20 protein-coding genes, 1 pseudogene and 1 riboswitch are annotated in these 18,244 nt (G+C 54.7%); of the genes and pseudogenes, 15 read left to right on the top strand and 6 right to left on the bottom strand.

Features of this window, described 5'->3' with window-relative positions; translation table 11 throughout:
- The first annotated feature begins 344 nt into the window (after positions 1-344).
- The 5 genes from Q1B46_RS16885 to Q1B46_RS16865 are packed head-to-tail and all read left to right on the top strand — an operon-like array spanning position 345 to position 4,777.
- The gene (locus tag Q1B46_RS16885) at positions 345-1,187 is read left to right on the top strand and encodes a phytanoyl-CoA dioxygenase family protein (RefSeq protein WP_299949778.1); all 843 of its coding nucleotides are present in this window, start codon (positions 345-347) and stop codon (positions 1,185-1,187) included.
- A 3-nt stretch (positions 1,188-1,190) separates the two neighbouring features.
- Positions 1,191-2,348, top strand: coding sequence for a class I SAM-dependent methyltransferase (locus Q1B46_RS16880; RefSeq protein ID WP_299949776.1), 1,158 nt, complete (start codon positions 1,191-1,193; stop codon positions 2,346-2,348).
- Between the two features lie 28 nt (positions 2,349-2,376).
- Complete coding sequence (locus Q1B46_RS16875; RefSeq protein WP_299949775.1) at positions 2,377-3,096, top strand: class I SAM-dependent methyltransferase; 720 nt, start codon at positions 2,377-2,379, stop codon at positions 3,094-3,096.
- 24 nt (positions 3,097-3,120) lie between these two features.
- Positions 3,121-4,110: an ATP-grasp domain-containing protein gene (locus tag Q1B46_RS16870; RefSeq protein ID WP_299949773.1), complete on the top strand. Its 990-nt coding sequence runs from the start codon at positions 3,121-3,123 to the stop codon at positions 4,108-4,110.
- Complete coding sequence (locus Q1B46_RS16865) at positions 4,091-4,777, top strand: metallophosphoesterase family protein (protein ID WP_299949771.1); 687 nt, start codon at positions 4,091-4,093, stop codon at positions 4,775-4,777. Before Q1B46_RS16870 ends, Q1B46_RS16865 begins: the two co-directional genes overlap by 20 nt.
- Here Q1B46_RS16865 and Q1B46_RS16860 read toward each other — a convergent pair.
- The 6 genes and pseudogenes from Q1B46_RS16860 to Q1B46_RS16835 form a co-directional block, all read right to left on the bottom strand.
- Entirely contained in the window at positions 4,774-5,877 is a 1,104-nt protein-coding gene (locus Q1B46_RS16860) for a DegT/DnrJ/EryC1/StrS aminotransferase family protein (protein WP_299949769.1), read from the bottom strand. The two genes, Q1B46_RS16865 and Q1B46_RS16860, sit on opposite strands and share 4 nt — an antisense overlap.
- Positions 5,874-7,085 (bottom strand): class I SAM-dependent methyltransferase, encoded by a 1,212-nt coding sequence (locus Q1B46_RS16855; RefSeq protein ID WP_299949767.1) that lies wholly within the window; start codon positions 7,083-7,085, stop codon positions 5,874-5,876. The genes Q1B46_RS16860 and Q1B46_RS16855 overlap by 4 nt, the downstream gene beginning before the upstream one ends.
- Positions 7,082-7,624 carry a dTDP-4-dehydrorhamnose 3,5-epimerase family protein gene (locus Q1B46_RS16850; RefSeq protein WP_299949765.1) on the bottom strand — a complete coding sequence of 181 codons (543 nt, stop codon included), beginning with the start codon at positions 7,622-7,624 and terminating at the stop codon, positions 7,082-7,084. Before Q1B46_RS16850 ends, Q1B46_RS16855 begins: the two co-directional genes overlap by 4 nt.
- Positions 7,621-8,682, bottom strand: coding sequence for a CDP-glucose 4,6-dehydratase (gene rfbG / locus Q1B46_RS16845; RefSeq protein WP_299949763.1), 1,062 nt, complete (start codon positions 8,680-8,682; stop codon positions 7,621-7,623). The genes Q1B46_RS16850 and rfbG overlap by 4 nt, the downstream gene beginning before the upstream one ends.
- Positions 8,667-9,431, bottom strand: coding sequence for a glucose-1-phosphate cytidylyltransferase (rfbF, locus tag Q1B46_RS16840; protein WP_299949761.1), 765 nt, complete (start codon positions 9,429-9,431; stop codon positions 8,667-8,669). The genes rfbG and rfbF overlap by 16 nt, the downstream gene beginning before the upstream one ends.
- A 148-nt stretch (positions 9,432-9,579) precedes the next feature.
- Positions 9,580-9,797: pseudogene (locus Q1B46_RS16835) on the bottom strand (IS6 family transposase); the annotation flags it as partial.
- A 935-nt stretch (positions 9,798-10,732) separates the two neighbouring features.
- Positions 10,733-10,836: riboswitch (TPP riboswitch) on the top strand.
- Between the two features lie 42 nt (positions 10,837-10,878).
- On the opposite strand from Q1B46_RS16835, the gene thiD reads away from it, so the two are divergent.
- From thiD to Q1B46_RS16785, 10 genes are read left to right on the top strand one after another with little or no spacing between them, the layout of a single operon-like run.
- On the top strand, positions 10,879-11,682 hold the full coding sequence (gene thiD / locus Q1B46_RS16830; RefSeq protein WP_299949759.1) for a bifunctional hydroxymethylpyrimidine kinase/phosphomethylpyrimidine kinase: 804 nt from the start codon (positions 10,879-10,881) through the stop codon (positions 11,680-11,682).
- Positions 11,679-12,653 (top strand): FAD-dependent oxidoreductase, encoded by a 975-nt coding sequence (locus tag Q1B46_RS16825; RefSeq protein ID WP_299949757.1) that lies wholly within the window; start codon positions 11,679-11,681, stop codon positions 12,651-12,653. Before thiD ends, Q1B46_RS16825 begins: the two co-directional genes overlap by 4 nt.
- Positions 12,637-12,831 (top strand): sulfur carrier protein ThiS, encoded by a 195-nt coding sequence (thiS, locus tag Q1B46_RS16820; protein ID WP_299949755.1) that lies wholly within the window; start codon positions 12,637-12,639, stop codon positions 12,829-12,831. Before Q1B46_RS16825 ends, thiS begins: the two co-directional genes overlap by 17 nt.
- A 2-nt stretch (positions 12,832-12,833) precedes the next feature.
- Positions 12,834-13,604, top strand: a complete 771-nt coding sequence (locus Q1B46_RS16815; RefSeq protein ID WP_299949753.1) for a thiazole synthase — start codon at positions 12,834-12,836, stop codon at positions 13,602-13,604.
- Positions 13,601-14,197: a thiamine phosphate synthase gene (locus Q1B46_RS16810; RefSeq protein ID WP_299949751.1), complete on the top strand. Its 597-nt coding sequence runs from the start codon at positions 13,601-13,603 to the stop codon at positions 14,195-14,197. The genes Q1B46_RS16815 and Q1B46_RS16810 overlap by 4 nt, the downstream gene beginning before the upstream one ends.
- Positions 14,194-15,150 carry a HesA/MoeB/ThiF family protein gene (locus Q1B46_RS16805; RefSeq protein ID WP_299949750.1) on the top strand — a complete coding sequence of 319 codons (957 nt, stop codon included), beginning with the start codon at positions 14,194-14,196 and terminating at the stop codon, positions 15,148-15,150. Before Q1B46_RS16810 ends, Q1B46_RS16805 begins: the two co-directional genes overlap by 4 nt.
- Before the next feature lie 19 nt (positions 15,151-15,169).
- On the top strand, positions 15,170-16,105 hold the full coding sequence (locus Q1B46_RS16800) for an ABC transporter substrate-binding protein (RefSeq protein WP_299949748.1): 936 nt from the start codon (positions 15,170-15,172) through the stop codon (positions 16,103-16,105).
- Positions 16,102-16,779 carry a thiaminase II gene (tenA, locus tag Q1B46_RS16795; protein WP_299949745.1) on the top strand — a complete coding sequence of 226 codons (678 nt, stop codon included), beginning with the start codon at positions 16,102-16,104 and terminating at the stop codon, positions 16,777-16,779. The genes Q1B46_RS16800 and tenA overlap by 4 nt, the downstream gene beginning before the upstream one ends.
- Entirely contained in the window at positions 16,776-17,504 is a 729-nt protein-coding gene (locus tag Q1B46_RS16790) for an ABC transporter ATP-binding protein (protein WP_299949743.1), read from the top strand. The genes tenA and Q1B46_RS16790 overlap by 4 nt, the downstream gene beginning before the upstream one ends.
- Positions 17,501-18,235 carry an ABC transporter permease gene (locus Q1B46_RS16785; protein WP_299949741.1) on the top strand — a complete coding sequence of 245 codons (735 nt, stop codon included), beginning with the start codon at positions 17,501-17,503 and terminating at the stop codon, positions 18,233-18,235. The genes Q1B46_RS16790 and Q1B46_RS16785 overlap by 4 nt, the downstream gene beginning before the upstream one ends.
- Positions 18,236-18,244 lie beyond the last annotated feature (9 nt).

Raw genomic sequence — 18,244 nt, 5'->3', positions numbered from 1 at the left:
TCTGGCACGTTTTTGAGCATGCTGTACACTTTTTGGCTGGGGCGGAATCCGAAGATTTCGGACTCTGGCAAACCATGGCACGTCTCTGATTCCGTAAGAGTTCCAAAACATCAGAACATTCTCGCTTAGGCCGGTGATATCCAATCATAGTTCCGCTACAGCCGCCGCGATGCACCCTTACAATTCTGTCCCTTGATCAGGTCAACCAATTCGTATTCCTGCAACTCATCCGTCCATCCCTAACAGAACGTGTTTTTTCGTCGTCTATTAGGTGTTGTCAGTCTGGTATTGACGGTTTTCAGACGGTATGAGAGACGAAGTCCTGTGCCATAAGGAGCTTTGACGTGACAGCGATCCTATCCGAAGCGGACCGGAAATTCTTCGAAGCTGAAGGGTATTTAATAGTTAAGGGATTTTACGACGTTACCAATGAAATAACGCCAATCCAAAAAGACATCTACGATATTATCGGCCTGGTGGCGGAGCGACATGGTGAAGTGCTGAACCGCCCCCGATTTTCACCTGAACAATTCGACGCAGGCTACAACACCCTTATTGCAAGGAACCGTAACTATGGTGGCGAGATCTACGATCTGGTTAAGCAAATACCGGCGTTTCTGCGCTTAATTTGTAACGAGAGATCAGATGCTCTCTTTCGTAGCCTGCGCAATACCACGCATTCGGGGATTGGTGCGGAGTCTTATGGCATTCGGATCGATGTCCCATATGAAGATAAGTTTCGCTCTCATTGGCATCAAGAATTTATGTTCCAGCCTCAGAGTATTGATGGTATTGTGTTCTGGACCCCGCTTTTGCCGGTGAGTGCTGAATATGGTCCGGTGATTGTGCTTCCAAAATCCCATCGGGACGGACTTTGCGTTTACTCGCGTGGTGCGAACTACGCGGACAAGCAAGGCGCATATCAGATTGGGCTGCACGATGAGGACGAGATTATTCGCAAATACGAACAAGCTGCCCCGCTGACGGAACCCGGTGATTTATTGTTAATGGACTTCTTGACGATTCATGGATCGGGGGTGAATCGAGCAGGAAGAGCACGCTGGTCGGTACAAAGCCGTTTTTTCAACTACCGCGATCCCGTGGGGCAGAAAATCGGTTGGAAAGCGTCAGTAACGTCCGGTACTGACGTCGCACAGGTGTTCCCCGATCATTTTATCGAGACGTAAGGTATGACAACAACATGTAATGTCTGCGGCACGCCATCTGGCGCTCCGATTTTTGAAAGCAGCGAAGCCAAATCCCTGACCACAATGAACAGTCTCATTGAGGGTCGCACAACCGTCTATTTCTGTGAGGTTTGTCAACACGCTCAAACCAATGAGTTGCCCAATCTGGAAGCGTTTTATTCCACCGAATATGAGATCAATATCGACAGCGAAGACGATGATCAGCTTTACGCCGTCGTGGATGGTAAGGAAATTTATAGGTCGCAACATCAGGCGAATGTGCTGATATCAAAAATTGATCTGTCAAAACATCGTAAGGTACTAGATTACGGTTGTGCCAAAGCTCCTACTCTAAGGTCTGTTTGCGAAGAAATACCAGAGATTGAGCCGTATTTGTTTGATGTGACAGACAAATACATACCATTTTGGGAACGCTTCCCAACCAAGGCCAAATGGGCAACTCATGCGCCTGACCCGAGTTGGCAAGGACAAATGGACGTCGTGCTTTCATTCTACGCATTGGAACATATCCCACATCTGGACCGGATACTGGCTGAAGTCAGCATGCTGCTAAAAGAAGGTGGGTTTTTCTACTTTATCGTGCCGGACATGTATCAAAACGCGGCAGATTTCGTGGTCGCCGATCACGTAAATCACTTTTCCAAGGCGTCCTTGTGGCGTCTCATGGCAGATAGCGGGTTCGAAAGCATCGAGATTGATCCTGACGCTCATGCGTCGGCCTATGTCGTTTCAGGTCGGCTAGCCGCATCTGGCGCGCTGGCTCCAACGCCACCGGAATTCCTGAACCGGTCAGATGACGCTAAGCAATTGGCTACTTTTTGGGGCGATATCAAAACGCGGATCACCACATTCGAGGGGGCCGTTGAGGCGGACATGCCCTTGGTGATTTATGGTGCCGGAATTTATGGCCATTTCATCTATTCCTGTCTAAAAGAACCTCGCCGCGTCAGCCATTTTCTTGATCAGAACACGTTTCTGCATGGCAAGAAAATTGATGGTATTCCAGTTATTTCACCGCGTGAGTTGCGATCGGAGCCAGCTGCGATTCTGGTGGGGCTGAACCCACGTCACGCGCGCCGGATTATTGAGGAAATTCCAAGTTTGCAGACCCCTGACCGGAAATTCCTCTTCCTGTCATAACGTGTATTCAAAAAGGGCTGACTATCTGATGGAAAACCTAGACGACGTCGCCTCGAAATATTTGCAGCCACCAAGTGTCGAGATCGAGAATGATCTCATTATGCGGTGGTATCCCGAGAGGATTTTTGAGCGCGCAGGACATGTTAAGCGTTTGTTAGAGCTTGGATTGGGACATGGTTACACGGTTCCCCTCTTTTCTAAGATGTGTGACCAGCACGTCGTCGTTGAAGGCTCTCAGAAGGTCATCGATAACTTCCAGGCCAAGAACCTCTGGTATACGGGATCATTGGAAGCGGGGTATTTCGAAACTTATGCGCCGACCGATCCGTTCGATCTGATTGTCATGGGATTTGTGCTGGAGCACGTAGATGATCCGGTCTCCATTCTGAGCCGATACAAGAAATTTCTTGCTCCCAACGGGCGCATCTGGATTGCTGTCCCGAATGCAAAATCGCTAAATCGGCGTCTCGGGCTGGAAATGGGCATGATCGAGGACATTTATGATCTGAACGAAACAGATTTAATGCTCGGACACCAACGCAATTTTTGTCGCGATACGTTGCGAAGTGCCATCAAGGCAGCCGGGTACAAGGTAACACATGAGGAAGGGCTTTATCTGAAGCCTCTTCCATTGGGTGTTCTCAAAACGCTAGATAACTTTGAAGAGAACATGCAGGCGATGATGGCTGTTGGCGTTGACTTTCCCGATCTTTGTGTTGGCCTTCTTGTTGAAGTGTCCCATGATTAGAGCTGTTTGTATGGAACCTGATTTGTGAACGCGCGCCGCCGTATTTTGATCACTGGCATAGGAGCCCTCATCGGCCAGGGTATCGCGAGTAGCCTGCGGGATGGGGGGCGGTCGTTGTTGATCGGGCTTGACCGGCGCATGTCGCTTTACGGCGCCGAGTTGTGCGATGAAATTTTACTGAAACCCATGCTGGACGAAAGCTCAGATGCGTATCTGACGTTCTGGAGAGATTTGGTACGGGATCATCGAATTGAACTAATCATTCCGGGTATCAGCATCGACATGGTTTTTCTTGACGCCCATCGAAGCTTTTTCGAAGACCTCGGAGTAGCGTTGGCCCTGAACACGTCGCATCTTATCGCGTTAACCGAAAACAAGTCCGCATTTGCAGGCGACTATGCGCAATTGGGACTTCCAGTCATTCCTTCGGTAACGGGAGGCGGCACATGGGAAGAGGCCTGTACAGCGCTGGGGCAACCGCCGTTTCTTTTGAAACCAAGCACCGGGGAAGGCTCCGTTGGCATTGCGCGGCTTCATGATGTGGTGGATTTTGACTATTGGAGTGGAAAATCCACGGGCGAATTTCTGGTGCAGCGGATTGTTGGTACGGACGACGATGAATACACCGTGGGTACATTTGGCTTCGGCGACGGAGACTACATTGGCCCACTTATTTTTCAGCGCCGATTGACACGCGCAGGCAACACCGGCGAGGCAAGGACTGCCAAAAATGGGGCCGTATCCAAAGCAACTGACACAATAATGCGTCACTACAAACCGCTAGGTCCGACCAACTTACAATTCCGCATGGAAGGTGAGGACGCCTATCTTCTTGAAATCAATCCACGGTTTTCAAGTAGTTGTTCCCTGCGAACCGCTTTCGGGTTCAACGAAGCTGAGATGTGTATTGATCTTTACCTGAACCAGAAACGGCCTGCGCAACCTGTCTTGCGTGATGGCGTTGCACAGCGTCACAACGCAGATCGGATACGTTATGCTGGGCCTGATCTCTGATATTCATGCTAATCTGGCCGCACTTGAGGCGGTTTTAACTGACGCGAAGTCCAAAGGCGTGACCGAGTTTGTGTGTCTGGGTGACGTCATTGGGTACAACGGTCAGCCGGAAGAATGCGTTCAACTGCTCAAGGCAGAAGGGGCGCGCAATATTCTGGGCAATCACGACAGCTACGTCACTTCGGGGCAGAATTGCGAACGTTCGAAAGTCGTCGCAGGTATCATAGACAAACATCTGGCGGAGCTGAGTTCAGACAGCGTGGCTTGGTTAAGCCGATCATTGGACAGCATCCAGGATGGCACAACCTTGTTTGTCCACGGGGGTCCGCAGGATCATGTCGATGAATACCTCTATGAAGTGGGGATCAACACGTTTCCCAAAGGCGTAACACGGCTCTTTGCGGGTCATACCCATGTGCAATGCGTTCTAGACTTTGGTACGCATGTATTTTGCAATCCAGGCTCGGTTGGCCAACCGCGCGATGGAGACCCGCGCGCCGCTTACGCAATCTTATCGGAAGGCCAGATTGCCCTGCACAGAGTCGTGTATGACATCGACCGCACGATACGGGCCATGAAAGATCGCGGGTACGAAGAGTTCATGTTTCGCGGGCTTGCCAAAGGTGCTCAGATCAACGGGCGTATCGACGAGATTGTGAAGATCTAACGAGCGGCCAACGACTCGATTACCCGACAAACCCGATCAATGTCCCCCTCGGTCATGTCGTGGTAACTGGGTAGGTTCAGTGCCCGCTCGCAAATATCATGCGCATGCGGGGTGGGAGCTTCCACGAACATTGGCTGGCTGGAGAGCGGGTAGAAAAATACGCGCGCATCAATGTTTGCGGCCTCAAATGCTGCCAAGGCTGTCTCACGGGAGACACCAAGTGCCTTGTCGAAAACAACCGTCGGCATCCAAGCGCCGTTGCGGGTGTGAAGGGGCTCAGGGTTCATCGACAGCCCCTGATGCACCAGCCGCTCTTTGTAAGCGGCAAGTATCTCGGCTTTGCGGTTCGTCAGTTCTTCAATGCGTTCAAGCTGTCCCATTCCTATTGCAGCTTGAATGTTAGACATCTTGAACTTGTAGCCGACCGTATCAGCCCAGAATTGTTTCTTCTGCGCCTTGTCGCGCCCGTGATTGGACAGCGTCAGAATACGATCTGCCAAGGCATCATCATTGGTCACCAGCATCCCGCCTTCGCCAGTGGTCAAGGTTTTTGTTCCGTGAAAAGAAAAGGTCCCGAATTTTCCCATCGAGCCTGCATGGATGTCACGATAGCGCGCACCCAACGCTTCGGCGGCGTCTTCGATAAGCGGCACTCTGAATTCGTCTGCGACGCTCGATAACGCGTCCATCTCGCATAGATTCCCATAGAGATGAGTGGCGATGATGGCCTTGGTTTTTGATGTAATCGCCGCACGAGCCTGATCAGGATCAATGCACCAACTGTCAGGCAAGATATCAACAAAAACTGGTTTCGCGCCGAGATGCATGACGGGAGCTACGGTCGCGATCCAATTTGTGTCGGCAAGGATGACCTCATCGCCTGGCCCAATACCCAGCGCGGCCAGACCCATCTCCATAGCGCCTGTGCAACTGGATGTCGAAATAGCATGTTTTGTTCCGACATATTCTGCGAAGGCCGCCTCAAAGCGGTGAATGTAGTCATAGCATTTCGGTCCCCAGCCAGTGCGGGCAGCATCTGTGGCATAGTTGACCTCGAGATCGGTGATGGAGGGGCGGGCGTATGCGATGCGGTCGGTCATAGGATTTTCAGCTCTGGCACAGCAGTCACAAAACGGGTACCCGCAAGCCAATCAAGTGATTGCATAATCTCGGTTTTCAGGTTCCATGGGAAAATCACTAGGTAGTCTGGACTCCGGTTCTGTAGCTCGTCTGGCGCCAGAATGGGGATGTGACTACCCGGTAGATATTTACCGATCTTGAATTCCGCGGCATCGCAGACAAATTCAATGGCGTCTGGGCCAACGCCTGCGAAGTTCATAAGCGTGTTGCCTTTCGCGGCTGCGCCGTATCCCGCTACCGATTTTCCCTCTGCCTTGGCATCCAACACAAACCGCAGAAAATCGTCTTTAACCTTTTCCGCCTTGGTTTGGAAGCCGGTGTAGAAGGCATCGTCATCCATTCCGTGGGACGCTTCGAGATCACGCATGGCATTCACGGCGCCGGTTTGCGTGTGATTGGCTCCTTGAAGGCAGGCAAAGAGGCGCAGACTGCCGCCATGAGTTGTCAGTTGTTCAACATCGAAAACCCGCAGCCCAGCCGCCGCCAAAATACGCTCGGCCGACAGAAGGGAAATGTACGAGAAATGTTCATGATATACGGTATCGAACTGGTTTTCCGTTACAAGGTTCAACAAGTGCGGAAACTCGAGTGTAACGACACCCTGAGGCTTCAGGCAGGCCGCCAACCCTTTTGAAAAACAGTTAATATCGGGGACATGAGCGAAGACATTGTTGCCGATGACAAGATCAGACTTGGCCAAGCCTTTTGCCAACTCTTCACCAAAGAACTCTTCCACAACAGTGATCCCGATTGCCGTCGCTGCGGAAGCGGTGGAATGTGTGGGTTCAATACCTAGGCACGGGATTCCAGCTTCCTGAAAGTTGCGTAGCAGATAGCCGTCGTTGGAAGCAACTTCGACGACATGGGAGGCGGCATCCAGAGAGAACCGTTCGATGACTGAGTCGCAATAGGTCTTGGCATGGGCAAGCCAGGAGGTCGAGGTGGATGAAAAATAAGCGTATTCTTCCGTGAATAACGCCTCGCCCGACGAGAAGTCTTCCGTTTGCACAAGGCGGCACTTCTGGCACACGAAAAGCCTCAACGGATAGGTCACTTCAGGATGTGAAAGGGCTTCAGCGCTCAGATAATCGTTTGATGGTGGCGCATAGCCCAGATCAAGAAACGCCATAGTGCGTGAAGACTGACAGTGTCGGCAGGTATTGGTCATAGGGGGCGCACATCCAGCAAGGCAGGCAAGTGTTGATCTCTTTCCGACATAAGCGCGATTGGCAGTGGCCAATCAATGCCCAGCTCGGGGTCTGTCGCGCGCACACCACCCTCCAGCTCGGGTGCGTATGGCGCAGTGTGGCAATAGTGTAATGTCGCGGTTTCGGTCAATGTCTGGAAACCATGAGCGCAGCCTTCAGGAATGTAGATAGCATTCCCAGCCTCAGCGCACAGTGTGATAGCCCTGCTTTGACCAAAGGTCGGGGAACCTTCACGTAGATCAAGCGCAAGATCGAAAACCCTTCCTTGCGTTGCGCGAATAAGTTTTGCCTCAGCCATGGGGGCACGTTGAAAATGCAGACCGCGCAAAGTACCTTCCCCAATGGTTTGCGACATATTCATCTGCGCCCAATTGGTCGGCAGCCCAGCTTGCGCAAAAACTTCGGCACAGAATGTACGAGCAAAAGCACCGCGGGAATCGGAATGGCGCGTTAGCTGGACTTCGTAAAGCCCATCAATATCTTGAGGGATAAGCTTCAAGATTCACCGTAATATTGCAACTGTTTAAGGGAGACTGCACGCGGGCACTGGCCCTCTGCGACCGACTGATACCAATGTATTGTAGCGCGGATGCCGTCTTCAAAAGACCACCTTGCAAAGTGGCCAAGCAGTGACTCTGCTTTGTCGGTAGCAAGCCGGAGCATCTGAGCCTCATGGGCAGAATTAGATTTCTGGGAGGTATCTTCCCATTTACCAGGCCACATGGAGAGAGCCGTTGTAACAACATCCTTGACGGTTCTGACCCCCTCAGAGGGCGGACCAAAATTGAACGCGCTTTGGACATCGGGATCTACCGACGTGAATAGCTTTTCTGCGAGGCTCATGTACCCTCGTAGAGGCTCCAAAACGTGTTGCCATGGTCGAACAGAATTCGGGCTGCGTACTTTGATTGGTAGACCCGCCTTTAGGGCCCGGGCAATATCAGGCACGATGCGGTTCTCGGCCCAGTCACCGCCGCCAATGACGTTGCCTGCACGCGCTGAAGCCATGCGGATTTCGGTCTGGGCAAAAAAGGATTTTCTCCAGCTATCGACGCCAATTTCCATCGCGGCTTTGCTGGAACTATAAGGGTCATGACCACCCAGAGGATCAGATTCGCGGAATGGCCGAGCTTGTTCGTCATTGGCATATACTTTGTCCGTGGTCACCATGACCACGGCGCGTGGACCCGTCAGATCGCCTAGCGCCTCCATCAGATTGAGCGATCCCATTACGTTGGTGGACCAGGTCTCAATCGGGGTTTTGTATCCACGCAGTACCAAAGACTGTGCTGCCATGTGAAAAACGATTTCTGGGTCTGACGAATCTACGGCGTTTGCCAAGACAGACGGATCGCGAATGTCGCCAGTAATATGGGTGATGGTATCCTCTAGCTCCAGAGAGGAAAAAAAGGGGCTGTCCGGTGCCAGTGCAACACCGGTGACTTTAGCGCCGAGTTGCGTCAACCAAAGCGCCAGCCAAGCACCTTTGAACCCGGTATGTCCGGTAATCAGAACGCGTTTGTCTTGCCAGAACGCATTCATCACCAGATCTTCCACGGCGCATCGCCAGATTTCCAAAGGTTTTCAAGGTAATCACGGTCCCGCATCGTGTCCATCGGAGCCCAGAAACCCGAATGCTTGAAGACGGCAAGTTGTTGCTCGGTCGCCAGAGTTTCCAATGGAGCGCGCTCCCAGATGGTTTCGTCTCCGTCGAGATATTCAAGGACATCGGGTTCACAGACGAAAAACCCGCCATTCACCCAGAAGCCATCTCCATCGGGTTTCTCGTTAAACCGGGTCACTAAATCGCCCTCGATCTCCAAGGCTCCGAACCGCGCTGCTGGTTGCAAGGCGGTAACTGTAGCGCGGCGGCCAGTTTTTTTGTGAAAGGCCAAAAGTTTGGTAATATCGAGGTCCGTCACACCGTCGCCGTATGTAAGACAAAAGGTTTCGGTCAGATGCTCCTTCACACGCTTTAGACGGCCACCGGTTTGGGTTAGCTGACCGGTATCGACCAATGTAACCTGCCAAGGCTCCGAGTACCGGTTGTGAACCTTCATCTTGTTGTCTTTGAGATCAAATGTAACATCGGATGTATGCAGAAAGTAGTTCGCGAAATACTCTTTAATCAAATAGCCTTTGTAGCCGCAGCATATCACAAATTCAGTGATCCCATGAGCGCCATAGATTTTCATGATGTGCCATAATATGGGCAATCCACCAATTTCGATCATGGGTTTTGGGCGTAGGTGAGATTCTTCACTAATCCGAGTTCCAAGCCCGCCTGCTAGAATTACCGCTTTCAAATCGACGCTCCGCTCTGTTCTAACCGACCAACAGGCCGTAGATAATTCAATTCCCTTTAAGCATGATGACTTTGATTAGCAAGGAGAGTGGTGTCAGGCGGTTTCGAGCCGGTCTGAGTGTGCTACAGAATTTGTGAACCTATGTGTATCAATGCTGGCACCGCTCAGCAAGAATTGCGCTTCGGGTCGGCTTGAAGATTGGTCGTGAGTAGAAGTGGCGTGCCTGATTGAAATGGTTGTGGACGGAAGAATGAACAGCGGCGAACTTCTGTAGACATCGCCTTAGGTTGAAGCAGAGTATGGCCTCTTCTCGGCGTCGAAAAGGCAAGTAAGCTTCTCCGCCCGATTGGCCAACCAGCGCCCAGAAATCAGCGTTTGCTCCGCTACAACCACCTCCAAATCGCGGGCTTCATGGAGCAGATCTTTGACCAGTACTGCCAATTTGTTCAGTTGGTATGACCGCGCTATCCCTAGATCATGAAAATCCCAACCAAAATGCCTCGCCTAAAAGGCTTCCGTTATCCCCGCGAACTCAATGGTGTGTCTTTTATGGAGATATTGAGCAGGCTTTCGACCTAACAATACGGATTGCCTATCACCCGCAGCACCAGGAGGCGACAATGGGCAAAAGATCGCAACAGAACTCTGACAGGCGTTGGAAGCGAATGGGGGTGCCCTTGGAATTCTCGTCTAGCCCCAGTTCAATACCAACGTGGTTTGGTGGTGTCTAAAGCGGTTGCTTCTGCAGTTCGGTCATCGAAGTGTCGTGATTAGGGATAGGTTGCCAAGCTATGTTAGGCGCGATCCGCGATCTTGCTTCCGGCGCGGATCAACAAGGCCATAGAGGGTTGAGCAATCGGATCGTAGGATTGCACATACCCACAAGCAAGTGTGAAAAAGCTAATAGTGCGCTTCAAATTTCCAAGGCGGGCGCACAGGTACCTTACCAATCACGATCAGATCACCATTGTCTTTCATCCCCGCCGCTATCAGCTCTCCGCCATCTCATACGGTTTTGCTTGAGCCGATGCTGTCGACCTCTGGGATGAATGCATTGCCGAAACAATTGCCCAACAGCTCCAACCTTCCGCAACCTACTTACTTGGCTGAATAAATTTAGCAATGCCCATCAAATTCGTGCGGATGATCAGAAAAGGCGTGTTCGAGGGTCAATTTTGTCCACCCATACGACCTGCCGAATTGGTTGAATGAATTTCGGGCGGGGCGATCCACATACACCTGTCAGAAAAGCCTGCCAAAAAGCCTGTTTGACTTCGCCCGGTGGTGTTGCTACCCGGTTCCCTGAACCGTTGGGGTGCCCTGCCAGGGCTGAGACTCGCGTAAGCGTAAACCCATCGAACCTGATCCGGGCAATGCCGGCGGAGGGAACGGTCTTTACGCAGTCAGACAGTTCCATTCCCGTGCCCTTTGACAAAGGAGCACCGTTTTGGCGCATATCGCATTGACCATTGCCGGGTCCGACAGCGGTGGTGGTGCTGGAATACAGGCCGATCTGAAGGCTATGTCAGCACTTGGGATCTATGGGGCGAGTGTAATCACCGCTGTGACTGCCCAGAACACCCGGGCGGTGACGGCAGTGCACGGGATACCGCTTGACATGGTGACGGCACAGATCGCGGCGGTGCTAGGTGATCTTGATGTTGGTGCGATCAAGATTGGCATGCTGGCAACACCAGAGACTATCGAAACCGTTGCCGATGCAATTGTCGGTTTCAATGGGCCGATTGTGCTTGACCCGGTGATGATAGCCAAGTCTGGCGATGCGCTTCTGGCGCAGGACGCGGTCGCAACATTGCGTGATGTCCTCTTACCACGTGCGACGGTACTGACCCCCAATTTGCCGGAAGCAGCGCGCCTGCTGGATCAGCCTGAAGCTGCATCAGCAGCAGAGATGGTTGCGCAGGGCCGGGCGCTTGTTGATCTTGGCGCGCAGGCGGTGGTGATGAAAGGTGGACATGCCAAAGGCGATACGTGCCACGATATCCTGATATCAGACAGCTGCGTGCTGGCCGAATTCACTGCCCCGCGCTATCAGACCAATAATACCCATGGCACTGGCTGTACCTTGTCGTCGTCCATCACTGCAGGTCTCGCCAAGGGCTTGCCTCTGGAACAGGCCGTCGGTCAGGCGCACGAGTATCTGCAAGGAGCCATCGGTGCGGCAGATGATCTGGATGTGGGCCACGGTCACGGGCCGGTTCACCATTTTCACAGGTTCTGGCAGGCGTGACTCTCTGGTCTGTTTTAGGTGCTGGGGTGGCCGGGCTTGCAGTCGCGACAGAGCTGGTCGCGCGCGGTGCCCAAGTACAGGTTTTTGATCCGTCCGGTGCGCCGGGGCCGCACGGATGTTCCTGGTGGGCGGGCGGCATGCTGGCGCCTTGGTGTGAATTTGAAAACGCCGAGGAGCCCGTGTTGCGATTGGGGCAAGAGGCCTTCGGTTGGTGGAAGGAAAAGACCAAGTTGCAGCGGCGCGGCACCCTCGTGGTTTCGTCACGCCGGGACTTGCCAGACCTGCGCCGCTTTGCACGACGGACCGAAGGGTTTCGCGAAGTTGGGACAGAGATCGCCGATCTTGAACCCGGTCTGCACGGCTTTGCCAAGGGGCTGTTCTTCGACGCCGAAGCGCATCTGGATCCACGCAATGCGCTGAAAGATCTGTATGACGGCCTGTTGGATAAGGGTGTTATATTTCACAAGAAATTGGCCCCACTGCAGCTAAAAAACGCCATCGATTGTAGGGGGTTACTCGCGCGCGATGTCCTGTATGACTTGCGCGGCGTGAAGGGCGAGATGCTGGTGATCCGTTGCCCGGATGTCACCCTGACCCGCCCGGTCCGGCTGCTGCATCCCCGCATACCGCTTTACATCGTGCCGCGCGGCGATGGAGTTTACATGCTGGGTGCGACAATGATCGAGAGCGAAGACAGCAGCCGCATCACCGCACGCTCGATGCTGGAACTGCTCAGCGCCGCCTATGCGCTTAACCCGGCTTTTGGCGAGGCCGAAGTGCTGGAGATCGGCGTCGATCTGCGCCCTGCGTTCCCCGACAACCTGCCGCGCATTCGCAGGCTGGGCCGCACAATTTATGCCAACGGGCTTTACCGCCACGGCTATCTGCTTGCCCCCGCCCTGGCGCGGGGTGTGGCGGATCTTGCACTCAACAACACACATTCGGAGATGGTCGATGAAGATCGTGCTTAACGGCGAGGCACGCGAAGTTGCGGCCTCCACCCTGTCTGATTTGCTGGCGGAATGCGGGTTTTCCGGTCGGGTTGCGACGGCGGTGAACGAAGATTTTATCTCCGCTGTCCTGCGAGATCACCAGGTCTTGCAAGATGGGGACCGCATCGAGGTCGTCGCACCGATGCAGGGAGGATAATGATGAAAACATTCTATGGCATTGACCTGCCCAACCCGCTGATGCTGGGCACGGCGCAATATCCTAGCCCTGCGATATTGGAACAGGCCGTCCGCGAAAGTGGCGCCGGAGTTGCCACGGTTTCCTTGCGCCGCGAGGGCGCAGGGGGTACTGGACAGGCGTTCTGGCAGATCGTTCAGGACCTTGGGGTGTTGATCTTGCCCAATACCGCCGGATGCCACACAGTGAAAGAGGCCGTCACCACCGCCCATATGGCGCGTGAGGTGTTCGACACGAAATGGATCAAGCTGGAACTGATCGGCCATACCGATAGTTTACAACCTGATGTGTTTCAATTGGTCGAGGCCGCCCGCGTTCTGACAGAAGACGGGTTTCAGGTCTTTCCCTATACGACCGAAGATCTGATCGTGGCAGAGCGTCTGCTGATGGCGGGCTGCGAGATACTGATGCCTTGGGGTGCGCCCATCGGGTCGGGTCGGGGACTGAACAATGAATACGCCCTGCGGGCCATGCGCGCGGAATATCCCGATGTGCCTTTGGTGATTGACGCAGGGATCGGCCTGCCCAGCCATGCCGCCCACGCGATGGAGCTGGGGTATGATGCGGTGCTTCTGAATACTGCTGTGGCACGCGCCGGGGACCCGGTGGTGATGGCGCGCGCAATGATGGGTGCGATTCAGGCCGGACGGCTGGCGCATGAGGCCGACCCGATTGCGGCGCGCGACATGGCCGAAGCCTCAACCCCCGTGATTGGAAAGGCGTTTCTGTCATGACGCTCGACCGGTTCTACCCGATCTTCGACCATTCCAATTGGCTGCGTCAGATGCTGCCTTTGGGGGTGAAGCTTGTGCAATTGCGGATGAAGGATCAGCCTGATGCGGTGGTGCAGGATCAGATTGCCATATCGCGCGATCTTTGCCGCGATTATGGCGCGGTTCTGGTGGTGAATGATCACTGGCAGGCGGCAATTGATCTGGGCTGCAACTGGGTTCATCTGGGTCAGGAAGATCTGGATGAGGCAGACCTTGTGGCGATCCGCAAGGCAGGTTTGAAACTTGGCGTCTCTACCCATGACAGTGAAGAGCTGGAACGCGTTCTGACGATGGGCCCGGGCTATGTTGCCCTTGGCCCGGTCTATCCAACCATTCTGAAAAAGATGAAATGGCACCAACAGGGTTTGCCAAAGGTCACCGAGTGGAAAGCGCGGGTGGGCGATGTGCCTCTGGTCGGGATCGGGGGCATGTCTGTTGAACGGTCGGCAGGCGTATTCGATGCGGGGGCCGATATCGTCTCGGCGGTGACGGACATCACATTGAATGCCGACCCCGAGGGGCGTGCCCGGCAATGGATCGAGGCGACACGATGAACCGCTACATACGCCAGATGATCCTGCCCGAATTTGGCGCGGACGGTCAAACCCGTCTGGCACGGGCACGGGTTCTGGTTGTCGGCGCTGGCGGTCTGGCGGCGCCTGCTCTGCCCCTGCTGGCGGGGGCGGGGATCGGGCATCTGACGATTGTCGATGGTGACACGGTGAGCCTAACCAACCTGCACAGACAGACCCTGTTTTCAGAGACTGATTGTGGCCAGTCCAAGGCCCGCATTGCAGCTGATCGATGCCGCGCCATAAACAGTGAGATCAGTATTGAATCGCAGGAACATGGCCTAACGCCGGCCAATGCCCCCGATCTGCTGACACAGGCCGATCTGGTACTGGATTGTGCCGACAGTTTCGCGATGAGCTATCTTCTCAGCGATCTTTGCCTTGCTCAAAATACTCCACTGATCAGCGCCTCGGCGCTGGGATTTGGCGGTTATGCCGGGGGGTTCTGTGGTGGCGCGCCTTCGCTGCGTGCTCTCTTTCCGGATGCTCCTGATAGCGGGGCAAGCTGCGATACCGCCGGTGTGCTTGGTCCCGTTGTCGGTATGATCGGTTCGATGCAGGCACAAATGGCACTGAACGTGCTTCTGGGCCTCACTCCCTCATCACTTGGGCAACTGGTGCAATTTGATGCGCGCAGCCTGCGTGCCTCGGGTTTCCAATTTGATACCGCCCCGGAACCCGACGCATGGTTCCGCTTTGTCGCCGCGTCGGACCTGACCGACCAGGACCGGATTATTGAGCTGCGCCAGGAGGCAGCCGTGCTTCACCCCTCGGCCCAACGGCTGCGGGCCGAAGACCTTGCACAAAACCTGCCACCCGCGGGCACCCGGCTTGCGCTGTGTTGCGCCACAGGCCTCAGGGCCTGGCGTGCGGCTGAAGAAATCACATCCATCTGGCCCGGCGAGATCGTCCTCGTTGCTGCCTCTGTCTCATAACGAACGGGAAGGAAACTGCATGAAACACCTGATTACTGCCATCGCTCTGTTGGCCGCAGCGCCTGCGATGGCTGCAGACAAGATGACCTTGCTGCTGGATTGGTTCATCAACCCTGATCACGGGCCGATCATCATCGCCCAGGAGAACGGCTATTTCGCCGATCAAGGCCTGGAGGTTGACATCGTCGCCCCCGCCGACCCCTCGGCCCCGCCACGCCTGGTTGCCGCAGGCCAAGCCGAACTCGCAGTCTCTTATCAGCCGCAATTGCACCTTCAGATCCACGAAGGCCTGCCCCTGAAACGAGTCGGCACGCTGGTCGCCACCCCCCTGAACTGCCTTTTGGTGCTCAAGGACGGCCCGATCACGCAACTTTCAGACCTCAAGGGCAAGAAGATCGGATTTTCGGTCGCCGGTGTTGAAGAGGCCGTATTGCAAGCCATGCTGGGTCAACATGGCGTAACCACAGATGATATCGAGATGATCAACGTCAACTTCTCGCTGTCACCCTCGCTGATGTCCGGTCAGGTCGACGCTGTGATTGGTGCGTTTCGGAATTTCGAACTGAACCAGATGGAAATCGAAGGCGTTGAGGGGCGTTGTTTTTATATCGAGGAAGAAGGCGTGCCCTCATATGACGAGCTGATCTATGTCGCCAACCCAGAACGCATGGATGCCGACATGGTCGCGCGTTTTCTCGCCGCAACTGAAAAGGCAACGCAATACATCGTCAACAACCCGGAAAAAAGCTGGGAGGTATTCTCGGGCACATCAGCTGAATTGCAGGACGAGCTGAACGCCAAGGCCTGGGTCGACACCCTGCCACGTTTCGCCTTGCGCCCAGCCGGTTTTGATGCGGGCCGCTATGCGCGGTTCGAACAGTTCCTGCTTAACAGTGGCATGATCACATCATTGAATCCGGTGGATGATATCGCCATCGATGTGACGGCGAAATGAGCGACCTCTATGGCCGCGTCTTTGCGCTGATGCGCGATCAGGCAAACGAGGCATGGCGGGACTATACCCACCATGCTTTTGTTGAGGGACTGAAAGACGGCACCCTCCCCCGCGATGCGTTTTTGCACTATCTGCGGCAGGATTACATATTTCTGATCCACTTTTCGCGCGCCTGGGCACTGGCAGTGGTGAAATCGGAAACTCATGCGGAAATGTTGACTGCCGTGGGCACCGTCAACGCATTAGTGGCCGAGGAGATGAAGTTGCATATCGGCATTTGTGAGGCCGCCGGAATCTCACAGGAAGAACTGTTCGCCACCGCCGAACGGCCCGAGAACCTTGCCTATACGCGCTTTGTGCTTGAGGCGGGCTATAGCGGCGACTTGCTGGATCTGCTGGCGGCGCTTGTACCTTGCGTTTTGGGTTATGGTGAGATCGGGACGCGGTTAGCAGCCGAGAGCACATCTGACGACTATGCCTACTGGATCGCCACATATGGGGGGGAAAATTACCAAGGTGTCTGCAAAGCAGTGGCCGACATGCTCGACGCTGCCCTGATCCATCGTCTGGGCGAGGATTTCACCGCTTCACCGCGGTGGGACCGCCTTTGCGACAAGTTCCGAATTGCGACTGAGTTAGAGGTCAATTTCTGGCAGATGGGTTTAACCCCATGATCCAGTCGCCCGGCATCAAGGTCACCGGCAGCGCATCAATCAACGGCAAGACGCTTTTTGCACCTTTGACTCTGAACCTTGAGGCGGGGCAATGGACTTGCCTGTTGGGCGGATCTGGTGTGGGGAAATCTACGGTTTTGCGGCTGATTTCCGGCCTGCCGACCGAAGCCGAGTTTAAAGGTGACATCACGGCCTCAGACAAGTTGGCCGTCGCGCCCCGGGTCGCATATATGGCGCAGGATGACCTGCTGTTACCGTGGGCGAGCGTATCTCAGAACATTCTTTTGGGCGCGCGCCTGCGTGGCGACAGGCCAGATAGCGACCGGTTGCGCCGAATCCTTGACCGCGTCGATCTGACCGGCCATGCAACCAAGAAGCCCGCCGAACTCTCTGGTGGCCAACGTCAGCGCGTGGCCCTTGCCCGCACGCTGATCGAGGATAAACCCGTCATTCTGCTCGATGAGCCCTTCTCGGCGCTTGATGCTCAGACCCGTGCTGCAATGCAGGACCTGGTGACCGATCTGTTACAGGGGAAAACTGTTCTGATCGTCACCCATGACCCGGCCGAGGCCGCCCGCCTGGGCAATGCCATCGTCGTGATGACCTCGGATGGGTTGACCCATTTCCCGCATCCACCCTCGCCCGTCCCACGACCCGTGGATGATCTGGAAACGCTGGAATGTCAGGCGTCGCTACTGCGATACCTACGAGCGCAAGCAGCATGAGATACACCCCGGGCCTTGCTGCCACTATCTTCGCATTGCTTCTGTGGCAAATCATAGTGTCCATCACAGGTTTGCCGAAATTCATCCTCCCAAGTCCTGTTCTGGTGGCCGAGGCATGGTGGCAGAACCGCGCCGTGATTGCCGAACATACTCTTGTCACGGCAATGGAAGTGTTGATTGGTCTCGCTGTTGGGGCGGGTCTTGGTGTGGTTACGGCGATTCAACTGGCCTTGTCCAAAGTGGCCCGTGTGCTGGTTCAGCCGCTGCTGGTTTTCACCCAGGCTTTGCCGGTTTTCGCATTGGCGCCGATCCTGACACTGTGGTTGGGGTATGGCCTCTGGTCCAAGGTCGCGATGGCGGTGCTGATCATCTATTTCCCAGTTACATCCGCATTCTTCGACGGGTTGATGCGCACACCTCAGGGATATCTTGACCTGGCCCGGACCATGCAGGCAAACCCTTGGCGCATCCTCTGGCGTATCCGCGTTCCGGCAGCGTTGCCGTCGCTGGCCTCGGGGCTGAGATTGGCGGCTGTCTACGCTCCCATCGGCGCGGTGATCGGCGAATGGGTCGGAGCGTCTCGTGGGTTGGGCTATCTAATGCTGCTGGCAAACGGGCGAGCAAAGACGGATCTGATGTTTGCCGCGATGCTGACCCTTGGGGTTTTCTCGGTCCTGCTTCATCTTGCCGTCGGATATCTTACCCGCAATCTGGGCAAAGACAGCAGGTGACATAAAAAT

Source organism: uncultured Ruegeria sp., from assembly GCF_947500045.1.
Classification (GTDB): domain Bacteria; phylum Pseudomonadota; class Alphaproteobacteria; order Rhodobacterales; family Rhodobacteraceae; genus Ruegeria.
The sequence above is the reverse complement of the archived record's forward strand: the minus strand, read 5'-3'. Positions and strand labels throughout refer to the sequence as shown.

Coding starts and splice junctions, on each gene's coding strand:
- Q1B46_RS16880 (WP_299949776.1), top strand. CDS start 1,191: ATGACAACAACATGTAATGTCTGCGGCACGCCATCTGGCGCTCCGATT.
- Q1B46_RS16875 (WP_299949775.1), top strand. CDS start 2,377: ATGGAAAACCTAGACGACGTCGCCTCGAAATATTTGCAGCCACCAAGT.
- Q1B46_RS16865 (WP_299949771.1), top strand. CDS start 4,091: ATGCTGGGCCTGATCTCTGATATTCATGCTAATCTGGCCGCACTTGAG.
- Q1B46_RS16860 (WP_299949769.1), bottom strand. CDS start 5,877: ATGACCGACCGCATCGCATACGCCCGCCCCTCCATCACCGATCTCGAG.
- Q1B46_RS16855 (WP_299949767.1), bottom strand. CDS start 7,085: ATGACCAATACCTGCCGACACTGTCAGTCTTCACGCACTATGGCGTTT.
- thiS (WP_299949755.1), top strand. CDS start 12,637: ATGAAGATCGTGCTTAACGGCGAGGCACGCGAAGTTGCGGCCTCCACC.
- Q1B46_RS16815 (WP_299949753.1), top strand. CDS start 12,834: ATGAAAACATTCTATGGCATTGACCTGCCCAACCCGCTGATGCTGGGC.
- Q1B46_RS16810 (WP_299949751.1), top strand. CDS start 13,601: ATGACGCTCGACCGGTTCTACCCGATCTTCGACCATTCCAATTGGCTG.
- Q1B46_RS16805 (WP_299949750.1), top strand. CDS start 14,194: ATGAACCGCTACATACGCCAGATGATCCTGCCCGAATTTGGCGCGGAC.
- Q1B46_RS16800 (WP_299949748.1), top strand. CDS start 15,170: ATGAAACACCTGATTACTGCCATCGCTCTGTTGGCCGCAGCGCCTGCG.
- tenA (WP_299949745.1), top strand. CDS start 16,102: ATGAGCGACCTCTATGGCCGCGTCTTTGCGCTGATGCGCGATCAGGCA.
- Q1B46_RS16790 (WP_299949743.1), top strand. CDS start 16,776: ATGATCCAGTCGCCCGGCATCAAGGTCACCGGCAGCGCATCAATCAAC.
- Q1B46_RS16785 (WP_299949741.1), top strand. CDS start 17,501: ATGAGATACACCCCGGGCCTTGCTGCCACTATCTTCGCATTGCTTCTG.